This window comes from Okibacterium endophyticum (assembly GCF_054780075.1).
This window is the reverse complement of the sequence record NZ_BAAGXA010000002.1, coordinates 325,094-339,458: the sequence shown is the minus strand read 5'-3', so window position 1 is coordinate 339,458 and position 14,365 is coordinate 325,094. Positions and strand designations below refer to the sequence as shown.

Below are 14,365 nucleotides of genomic sequence, written 5' to 3'. Positions count from 1 at the left end.
TCCACCCATCAGGTGCGACCCCGTTCATTATGGTATGAACGCTCACGCGCCCATCAGCCGATGACATACACCCGGGTCGGCCGCCCACCCCCGACACCCGGAATGCGTCACACACACTACGCGATCCGACCCCCGAATAGGTTACGGGGGAGTTAGGCCCCGGCCGGACACGATCAACATCGGTTTCACACCCGATTTCACCCTCTCGCGAGCCTGCCCGCCGAGGCGTTGCCGGCCTTCCCGAGCACGCCCGCTGACCACGTGATCGGCGCAGAGGTGTGCTGCGCTCCCGCCATCCAGCGACGGCGGCTGAACGAGGCGGTAGCATTCACGGCATGGCCACGACCTCCACCATCAGCGCCGAGGAACGCCGCCGGCTGCTGCTGGCCATGCTCGAACGCGACGGGCGCATCCGGCTCGAGCCCGCCGCCGCCGAGCTCGACGTCTCGGCGATGACCGTTCGCCGCGATCTCGCCGACCTCGAGTCAGGCGGCTCGCTGAGGCGCGTGCGCGGCGGCGCCGTGCCGTCCCTTCGCCCCCGATCTTTCGTCGAGCGGATGTCGACGGGTGCGTCGGCGAAGACCCGAATCGCTGAGAAGGCCCTCACCCTGGTTCCGGCGACCGGAGCCGTCGCATTCGACGCCTCATCGACGTCGGGCACCCTGCTCTCGCGCATGACCGTGAGCGACCTCACGATCTGCACGAACTCGCACGAGAACTTTCTCGTCACCAGACGCATCCCAGGCGTTCGCGCGATTCTGATCGGCGGGGAGCCGGAGGACCGCACGGACAGCTTTGTCGGACACATCGCGTGTCGCGCCGCTGCGGCACTCAACTACAGTCGTTTTTTCACATCTGCCTCTGCTGTCGATCCGGCGGCCGGAAGCTCGGAGGTCTCGATGCCCGAGACGCAGGTCAAACTCGCCTTCGCCGACGCGGCGGACGAGACGATCCTGCTCGTCGACTCGTCAAAGCTCGGCCAGCGCGCACTCGTGCGCACACTCGAGTGGGACCGCATCGCGCTCATGGTCACCGAGCTCGACCCGGGCGACCCGAGGCTCGACCCCTATAGAGAGCTCGTTGAGATCTGCTGACCGAGCCTTGACGGCATCCGCCCGCAGTGTTATTTTCTGTAATAGTTAACACAAAGGAACACAGAGACCCTACCGGGTGGCTGAGTGCGTCGAAACCGAGATCTCGACAAGCTCGACCACCGATAGCTCGACCACCGACGGGTCTCGACAAGCTCGACCACCGATAGCTCGACCACCGATATCGCCCCAGGAGCCTCCATGACCCACCCCACGGCCGCCGAGCTCATCGCGCGCAGCAACCGTCTCGGAAGCGACCCGAAGAACACCAACTACGCCGGCGGCAACACCTCGGCCAAAGGAACGGCGACCGATCCGGTCACCGGCGAAGACGTCGAGCTGCTCTGGGTCAAAGGCTCTGGCGGCGACCTCGGCACCCTCACCGAGAGCGGCCTCGCGGTGCTGCGCCTCGACCGGCTGGGCGCCATGACGGGTGTCTACCCCGGCATCGAACGCGAAGACGAGATGGTCGCCGCGTTCGACTACACCCTGCACGGCACGGGCGGCGCAGCTCCCTCGATCGACACCGCGATGCACGGCCTGGTCGACGCCGCGCACGTGGACCACCTGCACCCTGACTCCGGCATCGCCATCGCGACCGCCGCAGACGGAGAACAGCTGACCGAGACGATCTTCGGCGACAGGGTCGTCTGGGTCCCCTGGCGCCGCCCCGGCTTCCAGCTCGGGCTCGACATCGCCGAGATCAAGGCGAAGAACCCGGATGCCATCGGCTGCATCCTCGGCGGCCACGGCATCACCGCGTGGGGAGACACGAGCGACGAGGCCGAGAAGAACTCGCTCTGGATCATCGACACCGCCGCCGAGCACATCGCCGCGAACTCGCGTCCGCAGCCGTTCGGCCCGGCACTCGACGGCTACGCCGCGCTTCCCGAGGCCGAGCGCCACGCCAAGGCCGCCGCCCTCGCGCCGACCATCCGCGGTCTCGTCTCGACGGACAGACCCCAGGTGGGCCACTTCACCGACAGCGACGTTGTGCTCGACTTCCTCGCCAGCGCGGAGCATCCGCGCCTCGCCGCCCTCGGCACCAGCTGCCCAGACCATTTCCTCCGCACCAAGGTGAAGCCGCTCGTCGTCGACCTGCCGGCATCCGCCTCGGTGGACGAGACGATCGAGCGCCTGCACACCCTGCACGAGGAGTACCGCGCCGACTACCAGGCCTACTACGACCGCAACGCGGTCTCGACAAACTCGACCAACAGGTGGCCGGCGATCCGCGGCGCGGACCCACTGATCGTGCTCGTGCCGGGCGTCGGCATGTTCAGCTATGGCAAAGACAAGCAGACCGCGCGCGTCGCCGGCGAGTTCTACGTCAACGCGATCAACGTGATGCGCGGCGCAGAGGGGCTCTCGACCTACGCGCCGATCGACGAGAGCGAGAAGTTCCGCATCGAGTACTGGGCTCTCGAAGAGGCCAAACTGCAGCGGATGCCGAAGCCCAAGCCGCTCGCGACCCGCGTCGCGCTCGTGACGGGCGCGGCATCCGGAATCGGCAAGGCGATCGCGACCCGTCTCGCCGCCGAGGGCGCCTGCGTTGTGATCGCGGACCTCGACCTCGCGAAAGCGCAGTCGGCGGCAGCCGAGATCGGCACCACGGATGTCGCCGTCGGCGTGGCGGCGGATGTCTCGGATGAGCTGGCCGTGAAGGCCGCGATCGACACAGCCGTTCTCGCGTTCGGGGGGCTCGACCTCGTGGTCAACAACGCGGGCCTCTCGCTCTCGAAGTCGCTGCTCGACACCACCGAGGCCGACTGGGATCTGCAGCACAACGTGATGGCGAAGGGCTCGTTCCTCGTCTCGAAGAACGCCGCCAGGGTGCTGATCGAGCAGAGGCTCGGGGGTGACATCGTCTACATCTCGAGCAAGAACTCGGTGTTCGCCGGTCCGAACAACGTCGCGTACTCCGCGACGAAGGCGGACCAGGCCCATCAGGTGCGGCTGCTGGCGGCCGAGCTCGGCGAGCACGGCATCCGCGTCAACGGCATCAACCCCGACGGGGTCGTGCGCGGCTCTGGCATCTTCGCCTCTGGCTGGGGCGCGAACCGGGCGAAGACCTACGGCATCCCCGAAGAGGACCTCGGAAAGTTCTACGCACAGCGCACGATCCTCAAGCGCGAGGTCGTGCCAGAGAACGTGGCCAACGCGGTCTACGCGATCTGCACAAGCGACTTCAGCCACACAACGGGACTGCACATTCCGGTCGACGCCGGCGTTGCGGCGGCGTTCCTGCGATGAGCTCGCGACCGGCCGCGGCCTCGCGCGGCGTTTTCACCCATATCGGACAATTTCATCGCGCACGCGAGGTGAAAAAGTCCGATACGGGTGAAAAGGTGTCGGGCGTGACGACGCGCGGAGTGCACGCATGAGCGGCGGCGTGGTCGCGGCTGTCGACCTCGGGGCGACGAGCGGCCGCGTGATGCTCGGGCACGTGAGCGAACGCGAGCTTCGGCTTGTTCCCGTCGCCCGGTTTCCCAACACCCCCGTGCGCACGCCGGACGGCCTGCACTGGAACATCCTCGAGCTCTATCGCTCGATCGTCGCCGGGCTGACCTCGGCCGGGCGAGAGGCCGGAGACCTGGCATCGATCGGCATAGACTCGTGGGCCGTCGACTACGGTCTGCTCCGCGACGGCCGGCTGCTCGGCGTCCCGTTCCACTATCGTGACGAGCGAACGGATGCCGGTGTCAGCGCCGTGCACGGCTCGGTCCCGTTCGACGAGCTCTACCGCGAGAACGGACTGCAGTTCCTGCCGTTCAACACGCTCTACCAGCTGGCCGCCGAACGCGAGTCCGGCACACTGCATCTCGCAGACACCGCTCTGCTCATCCCCGATCTGATCGCCTACTGGCTCACGGGCGAACGCGTCGCCGAGGTGACCAACGCCTCGACGACAGGTCTGCTCGGTCTCTCTTCCGGTTCCCCCGGGTCGCACGGACGTGCTGGGCGTCCTGTCGATCCGGGGGAACCGGCAGGCGCCTATCCCGGCGCACCGCCCACCTGGAACGACTCGCTCATCGAGCGCATCGGCCTGCCGCGCGGCGTGTTCCCGCGCCTGGTCGTGCCTGGCACACCCATCGGCACCCTTCTGCCTGTGGTGGCGGAAGAGACCGGGCTGCCCCTGCATGTTCCGGTCACCGCCATCGGGTCGCACGACACGGCATCCGCTGTGGTGGCTGTGCCGATGACCGACCAGAGCGCCGCGTACATCTCGTGCGGCACCTGGGGGCTCGTCGGCGTCGAGCTCGACGCCCCCGTGCTGACCGATGCGAGCCGCGACGCCAACTTCACGAACGAGGGCGGCGTCGACGGCCGGGTGCGGTTTCTGCACAACGTGATGGGGCTGTGGCTGCTGAGCGAGTCTGTGCGCACCTGGGAGCGCGAGGGCGAGACCATCGAACTGCCCGCACTGCTGCGGCACGCGGCGGCGATCGAGACGCCCGTGAACGTGTTCGATGTGGACGACCCCCGTTTTCTCACGCCTGGGGACATGCCCGCCCGCATCGCGGAGTGGCTGACCGAACGCGGCCTGCAGGCACCGGCGTCGAGAGCCGAGTTCGTGCGCAGCATCGTCGAGAGCCTGGCGGATGCCTTCGCGCGCGCCGTGCACACGGCGGCTGACCTCTCTGGTCACCGCGTCGACACCATCCACATCGTGGGCGGCGGCTCGCAGAATGCGCTGCTCTGCCAGCTCACCGCAGACCGGGCGGGGCTTCCGGTGCTCGCCGGCCCCGTCGAGGCAACAGCGCTCGGCAACGTGCTCGTGCAGGCACGCGCCGTCGGCCTGGTCTCCGGCTCACTCGAATCGCTGCGCGCGCTCGTCGCGCGCACGTTCGAGCCGGCTCGCTACGACCCGCGCCCCTCACGCTGACTCCCGACGTCGCGGTCGCGCCGTCCATCCGGGCAGCACCACGACAGAGCGATGCCGGTCATCGAGTCACCGCTGCCGTTCCGCCTGACCGGGATCGACAGCGACAACGGCGGGGAGTTCATCAACGAGGCCCTCATCGCCTGGGCCTGGGAGCGGAACCTGTTCTTCACCCGCTCCCGCCCTTACCGCTCCAACGACAAGGCCACGTCGAGCAGAAGAACGGAGACGTGGTACGCCGCCACGCGTTCCACTACCGTTACGATACCCAGACTGAGCTACGGCTGTTGAACGAACTCTACGCGCTCGTGAGAGTCCGGCTGGATCTGTTCACCGGGACCACGAAAGCGATCGGCTACCGCAGCAACCGCAACGGCAGGAATGTCCGCGTCTTCGACAAGCCCCGCACCCCCTACCAGCGTTCTCACCGCCGAGAAGGCTGCGGAACTGAAAAAACTGTTCAACGCCGTCAACCCCGCCGACCTGACCCGCGACATCATCGTAATCCAGACCAGACTGCCGCGAAGACCGCCGCGATCAGCGCCGGCGTTTCGCGAGCAAAACCAGGTGAGGCACGCACCCAGCTTTCGCGCGCATCTTGACACGAGCCGCTACGCGGGGTCCCCCAAAGAGACGACGCGCGAAAAGCAGGTGCTCTGCAAGACTGACCGAGGTTGCTAGTTTCCGAATTTGGAGGATACGTGAATTTCAGAAAGTTGGCTAAATGTGCTGCGGCGTTGGCGGCCGCAGTCTTTGTAGGTGGTTTGTTTTACGCAGCTCCAGCATCTGCGGACGATGATCTACCACTACAGATAGATATGGCTGCGGGTGGTGTCGTAACTGATGGCAATGGGCAACCACTCACCGATGTTTCTACTGAGGGTGACGCGGGAGAAACGATCACCTACAGCCTGACTCCTGACAACCGTCCGGTGGTCATACTTCGACAAAGCGCTTTGCCTATCCAATCCGTGCCCGTCGAGCCGGAGCCCGTTGATCCGGAGATAATCGAAGAAGCCAACAAGATCGAAGGCACCGTACCTATCGAGCTCGTCCCCGGCGCAGTTGAGGGCGACGTTTCTTAGCGAGAAGAGGGAACTCTCGGCACTGATACGGTGGACCCGAACGAGCTAGACCTTCGATTCGTGGGAGCAGCTACACCACAATCTGTGGCCCTCGCTTGGGCAGCAGAACCTTCGGCGATCACATACGACGTTATGAGAGACGGTGCTTTGCTTGCGACAACGAGCGTGCCAGAGTTCGAGGAGAACTCGCTGCCACCCTCAAGTAATTTCGTTTACGAAATCATCGCCAAAGATTCGACGGGCACTCCCGTAGGTTCTCGAGCGGTGCCGATCGGCACCCCTGACCCGACCGCAAACAAGTCGCGGAAGGATCTGGGGATTCAGACCTACCAGACATACACAACATCGTTCATCTACAGGACCTTTATCGCCCCGTCCTCAGTCTCAATGGATTTCATGACCGCAGTGGGATGCGGCCAGGCCGGATTTGACGGAAGGACTTTCGGCGGCGATGGCCGCAGCTGGGTGACGCCACCCTACAACACGCCTTGGGACAGCACTTCCTATAGAACGTCGGCATTCATTAATATCAATTGGAACAATCCCGCCGGCCAGGGCGATGTCTCCTGGGTGACTGACGTTTCGCCGACCCGCCTCTATGACCACGGCAACCTCATCGAGACTCGTACTGCATCCTCCGCGAACTTCAACATCACGAACGCGTACAAGTCAGGAAGCTATGCGCAGGCTCGGATCAACCATTCGGTGGGGAACCCTTGGTGCATTGCAGGAGCAATCACTTACGATGTGACCGCCCGCTTCTATAGGAGTGGAACAATTGAGGTGGCTGGCTCACGGTTCCCTGTTCCGAACCACGAGGTTTACGGGGGCTGGGATAACCCATCGACAGGACTTCCGACGTGGCGGCCCCTTGTCCAGGTAGGGAACGAAGGCTTCGGATGCCTCACTGGAGCTTGCGGCACCAAGCCCGTAATTGCATCGAAAACATACTGAGATTGGTCCCGACTAAATGAGCTCCACCCCCACCCGCCGCACGTACTCGTTTCTGGCCTGTGCTGCGGGTGGGGCCCTCGGACTCCTCACGGGTGCTCTTGCATACTCCGCATTGATCCCTGGGCCCGACTTTCTTTCCCTCGCCGCGCGTACCATCCTGTTCGGTGTGGCTCCCCTACTGATCGGCCTCCTCGCGATCGGCCTGCCGCTGATCTTTCGCTTCAACCGACACAATACGAACACACCCACTGCCATCCTCATCACAGTGGGCTCCTCTATCGCTTTAGCCGTTGTTGCCGGGATCGTCACCGAGCTGTTTGGGATATCCCCGTTCTATAACGGTTTCCTTCTCTTCGGATTGCCAACCATTTGGTGCATGACCGCGGCGGCCCTTCTGCTCAAACCCCTCACCTCACACCCCGCGCTCAGCTGGCTCATTCTTGGTTCCACCGCCCTCTTCTGCATCGTCGGAGCATTCACGCTCATTCTGTGATGCACTACGCCCCCGGGTACGAGACGCTCAGCAACGATCCCGTGGTCACCGCCGGCTCACCCACGCGGCATGGGCATTGGACGTGGCAAATCGCAACTACGCCGGTTCAAGAAAAGCGCTCACTGATCGCCTCGCTTTCCCCGGCGGCCACAAGCTCGACGACTTCCCACGAACCCTCGTGATCAACGCAGAGCAGGACAACATGCGGACCAAGTCGCGCGCCAGTTCGCCGACCTGGTCGGACAGAAGGAGCGAGCATACCGGTCCCGAATCGACGAGGCCGACCGACCGTGCGGTGATCTCGGAGAAGATCATCGCGGGCTGGACGAACGGGCACTCGGTCGATCACGCGTTCGCGTCCGCTCATCCTTGAACTCTTGACTGAACCATCGATGTGAAGCCGCCATAATCTCAGGATCTCTCTTTCAGTAACCCTCTCAGAATAAGAGGGCACACTGTCCGAAATCCCTAGGCCGCCCAATGCTTACTTTTTCGGACCCTCAGCGAACGAGACGGACGAACGAGACACCACAAGGGGCGGCAGATCGACTGTCGACCTGACGCCCCTCGTGGTGTTCGGCGAGTGCGCGAGCTCAGCCGAGCGGCGTGAAGTCCCGGTGCGCGATGTGCTCCGGGCGCGGCTCCTTCGCGGCATACGGGGCGACCAGCGTGTTCTCGACGCTGTTGAACACCATAAAGATGTTCGACCGCGGGTACGGCGTGATGTTGTTGCCGGAGCCGTGCATGATGTTCGAGTCGAACCACAGCGCCGATCCGGCCTTACCGGTGAACTGCTCGATGCCGTAGCGGTGGGCGAGCTCGGTGACGGCGTCTTCGGTCGGGACCCCGGCCTCCTGAGCCTTGAGCGACGACTTGTAGTTGTCATCAGGCGTCGCGCCGACACTCGACACATAGGTCTTGTGCGACCCCGGCATCACCATGAGGCCGCCGTTGAACGGGAAGTTGTCTGTCAGGGCGATCGACAGGCTCACGGCGCGAGGTATCGGCATACCGTCTTCTGCGTGCCAGGTCTCGAAGTCCGAGTGCCAGTAGAACCCGGTGCCCTTGTAGCCGGGCATGTAGTTCACGCGGGTCTGGTGCAGATACACGTCTGAACCGAGGATCTGCCGCGCCCGGCCGAGCACACGGGGGTCGGTCGCCAGTGCGGCGATCGACGCGCTGAGGTGCTGCACGTCGAAGATCGAACGCACCTGCCCCGTCTTCTTCTCGGTGATCTTGCGTGCGTCGGCGTCGAGCGCCGGGTCCTCGGCGAGACGCGTGAGCTCCGAGCTGTAGAGGTCGACCTCGTCGTGCGAGATGAAGTTGTCGAGAATGGTGAAGCCACGGGCCTCGTGTGCCACGAGTTCTTCCTGGCTGAACGGACCGTCTGCGGCATCGCCCCAGACGGCCGGGTGCTGGCGCTCGATGAGCTCCCCGGCTTCTGGCAGGCGAGTCGGGTACAGGTCGTGTTCCAGGCGTTGCGTCAGTGTCATGTCGTCCTCCTTCTTATCGAACCGGCGGGACCGACATCGTCCCGCCGGTATGGATCGTGGGGTCTCAGGTGCTCGCGGGGTCCGTGTCGACCGAGCTCACCGGGGCCTCGACGACGAGCGGGTACACCCCGTTCTCGTCGTGCACCTCGCGCCCGGTTATCGGCGGGTTGAACACGCAGACGGTGCGCATTCGGGTCGTCGGGCGGACCACGTGTTTGTCGTGGTCGTTCAACAGGTACAGGGTGCCAGGAGCGAGTGTGTGCTCCTCGCCGGTCGCGCTGTCTGTGATCGTTCCCTCACCCTCGACGACGAACACCGCTTCGACATGGTTCGCGTACCAGAACTCGTTGACGGTGCCCGCGTACAGCGTGGTCTCGTGCACAGAGAAGCCGACGCCCTCCTTGGCGAGGATGATCCTCTTGCTGCGCCAGTTCTCGGTCTTGATATCCGCGTCGGTGTCTGTGACGTCGTCTACGCTGCGAACGATCATGCGATGGATGCCCTCTTCTCTGATGCGGAGTCGGTGGTCGATGCGGAGTCGGTGAGCACACGCGAGGCCACGCTCGCGATGGCGCTCTCGATGACCTTGAGACCCTCTTCGAGCTCGTCGTCTGAGATCGTCAGCGGCGGCAGGATCTTGAGCACCTGGCCTTCTGGCCCCGACGTCTCGACGAGCAGCCCCTGCTCGAACGCCTCGAGCGACACCTCGTTGGCGAGCTCACCGGTGCGGAACTCGATACCACGGGCGAGCCCTCGGCCTTTGGCCGCCACCGTCAGCTCAGGCGTGACGTCGACGATCGACTCGAACCACCTGCCGACCTTCTCGCCCTTCGCGACCACTGACCTCGTGAGCTGGTCATCGCTCCAGTAGCGGCGGATGGCCTCGGTCGCCGTGGCGAAAGCCGCGCTGATGCCCCTGAAAGTGCCGTTGTGCTCGCCGGGCTCCCAGACGTCGAGGTCGGGGCGGATGAGCGTCAGCGCCATCGGCAGGCCGTAGCCGCTGATCGACTTCGACAGGCAGACGATATCGGGGGTGATGCCCGCCTCTTCGAAGCTGAAGAACGTTCCGGTGCGGCCGCATCCCATCTGGATGTCGTCGACGATCAGCAGGATGTCGTGCTTCTTGCAGAGCTCGGCCAGTCCCTGCATCCACTCGATGCGCGCCAGGTTCAGACCACCCTCACCCTGCACGGTCTCGACGATGACGGCTGCCGGCAGGTTCAGCCCGCTCCCGCTGTCGGTGAGCAGGCGCTCGAAGTAGAAGAAGTCGGGAAAGTCGCCGTCGAAATAGTCGTCGTACGGCATCGGCGTCGAGTGCACAAGCGGCACACCGGCGCCGCCGCGCTTCAGCGAGTTGCCCGTCACGGACAGCGCGCCGAGTGTCATGCCGTGGAAGGCGTTGGTGAAGCTGATCACGGACTCGCGCCCGGTGACCTTGCGGGCGAGTTTGAGCGCCGCCTCAACAGCATTCGCGCCGCCGGGGCCGGGGAACACCATCTTGTAGTCCAGGTTCCTCGGCTCGAGGATGCTCGAGGAGAAGGTGCGGATGAAGTCGTTCCTCGAGGTGGTGAACATGTCGAGCGAGTGCATCACCCGGTCGTCTGAGATGTAGTCGATCAGTGTCTTTTTGAGGTACCGGTTGTTGTGCCCGTAGTTGAGTGCACCCGCTCCGGCGAAGAAGTCGAGGTAGCGGTTGCCGTGCTGGTCGAAGAGCTCGCTGCCGCTGGCGCGGTCGAACACAACGGGCCATGAGCGGGAGTAACTGCGCACATTCGATTCGAGTTCAATGGCGGGTTCAGAGATATGTGAAGGCATGATGAGGAGTCCTGTGGGGTCGGGGCTGTGAATGACAGGGATGGACGAAGGCGATCGACCGCGAACGCAGCTAATCGTCGCCGTCGAACGTGTGCACGGGGCCGATCTCATAGAGCTCCTCGGCGCTGTGTCCGTCGGGAAAGTCGCCCTCGACGAAGAGCGGCGTCACGCTCATCGAGCCGTGGGCTCGCCGCTTGGCGAACGAGGCGAAGAGCTGCTGTGAGGCGGCGTTGTCGCGTGTGATGGTGGTCTCGACGGTGACCCCTGCCGCTCGCGCGAACGGCTCGACAAGGTCGTCGAGCATTCTGCCCGCCAGGCCGATGCCGCGGTATCGCTCTGACACCGCGATCTGCCAGACGAAGAGGTTGCTGGGGTGTTCCGGCCGCAGGTGCCCGATCACGAAACCGGCCGGGTCGCCGTCGATGAGGGCTATGCGACTCGTACGCGCGAAATCGCGGCAATAGACAAGGTAGGCGTACGAGGTGTTGAGATCGAGGGTGACTGAATCTCTGGCGAGGCGCCACATGTCTGCGGCGTGTTCTCGTCGGGGCTCGAGGATCCGCTCATCGGTCGGGTTACGGGATCCGTTGACATCGGTTGGGACGTTCGCTGTCGGGTCCATACGCCGAGCGACGTTACCGAGATCCCCACGGAAGGTCAACCGCAGAGGAGCGCTTCTGGATCGACGGAGGGCCGATATTCCGCGTCAGGCCGCGCGACGGCGTGAACCTTAACAATTCATAAAGAAGATGAGGTGAAGACCGTGCAGGATCGCGACGGGCCTGGCGCGCGTCGCCCGCGTCGCCCGGACTCGATAGAGTCGAACGGTGAGTTCGGACATCGTCGTGAGCGTGCCAGGGAAAACCCTTCGTCGAGCGCTGGGCTCCCTGCCAGAGGCCGTCGAGCTCGTGGAGTGGGACTTCATCTCGGAGCCGCCGGCCGCGCATCTCGATATCGCGGTGCCACCGTATATGGGCGCAACCCCCCTCCTCTCGCGGCTGAGCGAGGTGTCGACGCGGCTCGTGCAGAGCCAGTCGATCGGTTATGACGATGTGAGTGACGTGCTCCCAGCCGGGCACGTGTTCGCGAACGCGGCGACGGTGCATGAGACGTCGACGGCAGAGCTCGCGCTCGCACTCATTCTGGCGAGCCAGAGAGGCATCCCCGATTTCGTGCGGGCTGCGGCGACGGACGGGGGGCACTGGGCGCCGGCACGCCACGAGAGTCTCGCAGACCACACGGTACTGCTGGTCGGCTACGGCGGAGTCGGCAAGGCCGTCGAAGCCAGACTGCTGCCGTTCGAGACCGATGTCGTGAGAGTCGCCTCTCGGGCCAGAAGCGACGAACGCGGTGAGATCCACGGGCTCGATGAGCTCCCCGCGCTCCTGCCTCGGGCGGATGTCGTCGTCATCGGCGTTCCCCTGACCGACAGCACCGTCGGGCTGGTCGACGATGTTTTTCTCTCGGCGATGAAAGACGGCGCGCTGCTCGTCAACATCGCCAGGGGCAGGGTCGCAGACACCGACGCGATCATCCGCCATGCGTCATCCGGACGCCTGCGGTTCGCTCTCGACGTGACGGACCCAGAACCGCTCCCAGACGGCCACACACTCTTCGCCCTGCCGAACGTGCTGATCGCGCCGCACGTCGGCGGCGCGTCGACCGCCATGGTCCCGCGGATGGCGCGTCTTCTTCGCCGCCAGATCAACAGGATGCTCGCCGGCGAAGAACCGGTCAACGTCGTGCTGCGCACCTGACGCACTCGGTCGGACCTGAAACATACACATGCTACTGTATGTGCATGGCCACCCTGGAACGTCGTGTGCAGATATTGCTCGATCCTGCGCAGTACGCTGTGCTCGAAGCTGAGGCCCACGAGAAACACCGCAGCATCGCTTCGATCATCAGAGAATCCATCGACGAGCGTCTCGACCGGGGGCAGGCAACGCGGCGGCGTGCTGCCGCCGACTTCGTCGCCTATGCACAAGGCAACACCGGTGATACCTCCCTCCACGACTGGCGTGAAGGCAAACAAGCGCTCGATAACCAGTTGGCCGACACGTTCCGAGACATCCCGTGACGAGCGCCTTTCTCGATTCGACGGTATTTCTCTATGCATTGGGCACCGAGCATCCGCTGAAACAGGCCAGTGTCGCCGTCATCGAGCAAGGGGCCGCACAGGGACTGCGTTTCTATTGCAACGTCGAGGTGATCCAAGAGGTCGCCTTCCACCGTCTGCGTCGCACCTCTGACCGCACGCGCGCCGTCGCCGAGGCACGCCTGGCGATGTCGACATGCACGGTGCTTCCCTTCGACCGCGAAATACTCGACGCCAGCCTCGACCTTCTCGCACGGATGCCCACGATCAGAGGCCGCGATGCCGTGCACGCGGCATCCGCTCTCGCTTACGGCATCGAGACGATCATCACACCAGACACGGCGTTCGATGGAATCCCCGGCCTGACCCGCGCGGGTGTCGAGGAGTTCGCCGCGTCGTTCGCCTCACCCCACGAGCCCTGACGCGTTCTGAGCGCACACTCGGGGACTCGACGAGCGGGTCTCGACAAGCTCGACCACCGGAGTGGAGGTCTCGACGAGCGGGTCTCGACGAGCTCGACCACCGGAGTGGAGGTCTCGACGAGCGGGTCTCGACAGGCTCGACCACCGGAGTGGAGGTCTCGACGAGCGGGTCTCGACAGGCTCGACCACCGGAGTGGAGGTCTCGACGAGCGGGTCTCGACAAGCTCGACCACCGACGTGGATCAGTACAGTGTGTAGCCGCCGTCGATGATCACAACCGAACCGGTCATAAACGACGATGCCTCTGACGCCATGTAGACGATCGTCGGTGCGATCTCTTCAGGCAGCGCGTAGCGCTTCTGTGCGGAGTCGTCGATCCAGTAGCGCTTGAACTCCGGTCTGTCGACGGGCGCCATCTCTGTTTTGACGTACCCGGGCGCAACGGCGTTGACACGGATGTTGTCATCAGCCCATTCGGCGGCGAGCGACTTCGTGAGCTGATGCACTGCGGCCTTCGACGCGTTGTACGCCGCCTGCCACTGCGGCCGGTTGACGATGAGCGAGCTGATCGATCCGACGTTGACGATGTTGCCGCCGCCGTGCTCGCGCATGTATCGCGCAGCGGCCGTCGACACCTTCCACAGCGCACGCAGGTTGAGGTCGATCACGGCGTCCCACTCGTCGTCCGGCACCTCGAGCGACGGGCGATGGATGGCGATGCCCGCGTTGTTCACAACGATGTCCAGTCCCCCGAGCGTCGAGACGGTGAACTCGATCATCCGGTCGACATCGGCCGGCTCTGTGATGTCGACGTCGACCGAATGCACCGAGTGGCCTTCGCCACGCAGTGCGGCCACCGCTTCTGCGTTCTTCTCCGCGTCGCGAGCCCCGATGACGACCTCGGCCCCCGCCTCGCAGAGACCGCGAACGAACGCGAGCCCCAATCCGCGGTTTCCGCCGGTGACGACTGCTTTTTTGCCGGCGAGTGAAAACGTGTCTAGCACGCCCATGATTCCTCCTGTTGTGATGAT

The 14,365-nt window shown here is 64.5% G+C and carries 16 protein-coding genes; 11 read left to right on the top strand and 5 right to left on the bottom strand.

The genetic code is table 11. The features are described 5' to 3' along the window. The first annotated feature begins 335 nt into the window (after window positions 1-335). The 8 genes from ACYVF5_RS01890 to ACYVF5_RS01855 all read left to right on the top strand — a co-directional run bounded on the left by ACYVF5_RS01890 (window position 336) and on the right by ACYVF5_RS01855 (window position 7,879). Window positions 336-1,094, top strand: coding sequence for a DeoR/GlpR family DNA-binding transcription regulator (locus ACYVF5_RS01890; RefSeq protein WP_460942734.1), 759 nt, complete (start codon window positions 336-338; stop codon window positions 1,092-1,094). Between the two features lie 198 nt (window positions 1,095-1,292). Further along, complete coding sequence (locus ACYVF5_RS01885) at window positions 1,293-3,344, top strand: bifunctional aldolase/short-chain dehydrogenase (protein WP_460942732.1); 2,052 nt, start codon at window positions 1,293-1,295, stop codon at window positions 3,342-3,344. A gap of 127 nt (window positions 3,345-3,471) precedes the next feature. Beyond that, complete coding sequence (locus ACYVF5_RS01880; RefSeq protein ID WP_460942730.1) at window positions 3,472-4,977, top strand: rhamnulokinase; 1,506 nt, start codon at window positions 3,472-3,474, stop codon at window positions 4,975-4,977. A gap of 51 nt (window positions 4,978-5,028) precedes the next feature. Then, a complete protein-coding gene (locus ACYVF5_RS01875) occupies window positions 5,029-5,265 on the top strand; it encodes a hypothetical protein (protein WP_460942728.1) in 237 nt (78 codons plus the stop codon). A gap of 410 nt (window positions 5,266-5,675) precedes the next feature. After that, on the top strand, window positions 5,676-6,059 hold the full coding sequence (locus ACYVF5_RS01870; protein ID WP_460942726.1) for a hypothetical protein: 384 nt from the start codon (window positions 5,676-5,678) through the stop codon (window positions 6,057-6,059). Between the two features lie 30 nt (window positions 6,060-6,089). After that, window positions 6,090-7,013, top strand: a complete 924-nt coding sequence (locus tag ACYVF5_RS01865; RefSeq protein WP_460942724.1) for a hypothetical protein — start codon at window positions 6,090-6,092, stop codon at window positions 7,011-7,013. 16 nt (window positions 7,014-7,029) lie between these two features. After that, window positions 7,030-7,506, top strand: a complete 477-nt coding sequence (locus tag ACYVF5_RS01860; RefSeq protein ID WP_460942722.1) for a hypothetical protein — start codon at window positions 7,030-7,032, stop codon at window positions 7,504-7,506. 82 nt (window positions 7,507-7,588) lie between these two features. Beyond that, on the top strand, window positions 7,589-7,879 hold the full coding sequence (locus ACYVF5_RS01855; protein ID WP_460942720.1) for a hypothetical protein: 291 nt from the start codon (window positions 7,589-7,591) through the stop codon (window positions 7,877-7,879). A gap of 220 nt (window positions 7,880-8,099) precedes the next feature. On the opposite strand, the gene thpD is transcribed toward ACYVF5_RS01855, so the two are convergent. The 4 genes from thpD to ectA all read right to left on the bottom strand — a co-directional run bounded on the left by thpD (window position 8,100) and on the right by ectA (window position 11,436). Then, a complete protein-coding gene (thpD, locus tag ACYVF5_RS01850; RefSeq protein ID WP_460942718.1) occupies window positions 8,100-8,999 on the bottom strand; it encodes an ectoine hydroxylase in 900 nt (299 codons plus the stop codon). Between the two features lie 64 nt (window positions 9,000-9,063). Then, window positions 9,064-9,489 (bottom strand): ectoine synthase, encoded by a 426-nt coding sequence (locus ACYVF5_RS01845; protein ID WP_460942716.1) that lies wholly within the window; start codon window positions 9,487-9,489, stop codon window positions 9,064-9,066. After that, entirely contained in the window at window positions 9,486-10,814 is a 1,329-nt protein-coding gene (gene ectB / locus ACYVF5_RS01840) for a diaminobutyrate--2-oxoglutarate transaminase (RefSeq protein ID WP_460942714.1), read from the bottom strand. The genes ACYVF5_RS01845 and ectB overlap by 4 nt, the downstream gene beginning before the upstream one ends. Before the next feature lie 70 nt (window positions 10,815-10,884). Next, the gene (gene ectA, locus ACYVF5_RS01835; protein ID WP_460942712.1) at window positions 10,885-11,436 is read right to left on the bottom strand and encodes a diaminobutyrate acetyltransferase; all 552 of its coding nucleotides are present in this window, start codon (window positions 11,434-11,436) and stop codon (window positions 10,885-10,887) included. 205 nt (window positions 11,437-11,641) lie between these two features. On the opposite strand from ectA, the gene ACYVF5_RS01830 reads away from it, so the two are divergent. The 3 genes from ACYVF5_RS01830 to ACYVF5_RS01820 are packed head-to-tail and all read left to right on the top strand — an operon-like array spanning window position 11,642 to window position 13,334. Next, complete coding sequence (locus ACYVF5_RS01830) at window positions 11,642-12,571, top strand: 2-hydroxyacid dehydrogenase (RefSeq protein WP_460942710.1); 930 nt, start codon at window positions 11,642-11,644, stop codon at window positions 12,569-12,571. A 44-nt stretch (window positions 12,572-12,615) separates the two neighbouring features. Continuing rightward, on the top strand, window positions 12,616-12,894 hold the full coding sequence (locus ACYVF5_RS01825) for a hypothetical protein (RefSeq protein ID WP_460942708.1): 279 nt from the start codon (window positions 12,616-12,618) through the stop codon (window positions 12,892-12,894). Beyond that, a complete protein-coding gene (locus tag ACYVF5_RS01820; protein ID WP_460942706.1) occupies window positions 12,891-13,334 on the top strand; it encodes a type II toxin-antitoxin system VapC family toxin in 444 nt (147 codons plus the stop codon). Before ACYVF5_RS01825 ends, ACYVF5_RS01820 begins: the two co-directional genes overlap by 4 nt. A gap of 242 nt (window positions 13,335-13,576) precedes the next feature. Here ACYVF5_RS01820 and ACYVF5_RS01815 read toward each other — a convergent pair whose 3' ends face one another. After that, window positions 13,577-14,344 carry an SDR family NAD(P)-dependent oxidoreductase gene (locus ACYVF5_RS01815; RefSeq protein WP_460942704.1) on the bottom strand — a complete coding sequence of 256 codons (768 nt, stop codon included), beginning with the start codon at window positions 14,342-14,344 and terminating at the stop codon, window positions 13,577-13,579. Window positions 14,345-14,365 lie beyond the last annotated feature (21 nt).

Coding starts and splice junctions, on each gene's coding strand:
- ACYVF5_RS01890 (WP_460942734.1), top strand. CDS start 336: ATGGCCACGACCTCCACCATCAGCGCCGAGGAACGCCGCCGGCTGCTG.
- ACYVF5_RS01885 (WP_460942732.1), top strand. CDS start 1,293: ATGACCCACCCCACGGCCGCCGAGCTCATCGCGCGCAGCAACCGTCTC.
- ACYVF5_RS01880 (WP_460942730.1), top strand. CDS start 3,472: ATGAGCGGCGGCGTGGTCGCGGCTGTCGACCTCGGGGCGACGAGCGGC.
- ACYVF5_RS01875 (WP_460942728.1), top strand. CDS start 5,029: ATGCCGGTCATCGAGTCACCGCTGCCGTTCCGCCTGACCGGGATCGAC.
- ACYVF5_RS01860 (WP_460942722.1), top strand. CDS start 7,030: ATGAGCTCCACCCCCACCCGCCGCACGTACTCGTTTCTGGCCTGTGCT.
- thpD (WP_460942718.1), bottom strand. CDS start 8,999: ATGACACTGACGCAACGCCTGGAACACGACCTGTACCCGACTCGCCTG.
- ACYVF5_RS01845 (WP_460942716.1), bottom strand. CDS start 9,489: ATGATCGTTCGCAGCGTAGACGACGTCACAGACACCGACGCGGATATC.
- ectB (WP_460942714.1), bottom strand. CDS start 10,814: ATGCCTTCACATATCTCTGAACCCGCCATTGAACTCGAATCGAATGTG.
- ectA (WP_460942712.1), bottom strand. CDS start 11,436: ATGGACCCGACAGCGAACGTCCCAACCGATGTCAACGGATCCCGTAAC.
- ACYVF5_RS01825 (WP_460942708.1), top strand. CDS start 12,616: ATGGCCACCCTGGAACGTCGTGTGCAGATATTGCTCGATCCTGCGCAG.
- ACYVF5_RS01815 (WP_460942704.1), bottom strand. CDS start 14,344: ATGGGCGTGCTAGACACGTTTTCACTCGCCGGCAAAAAAGCAGTCGTC.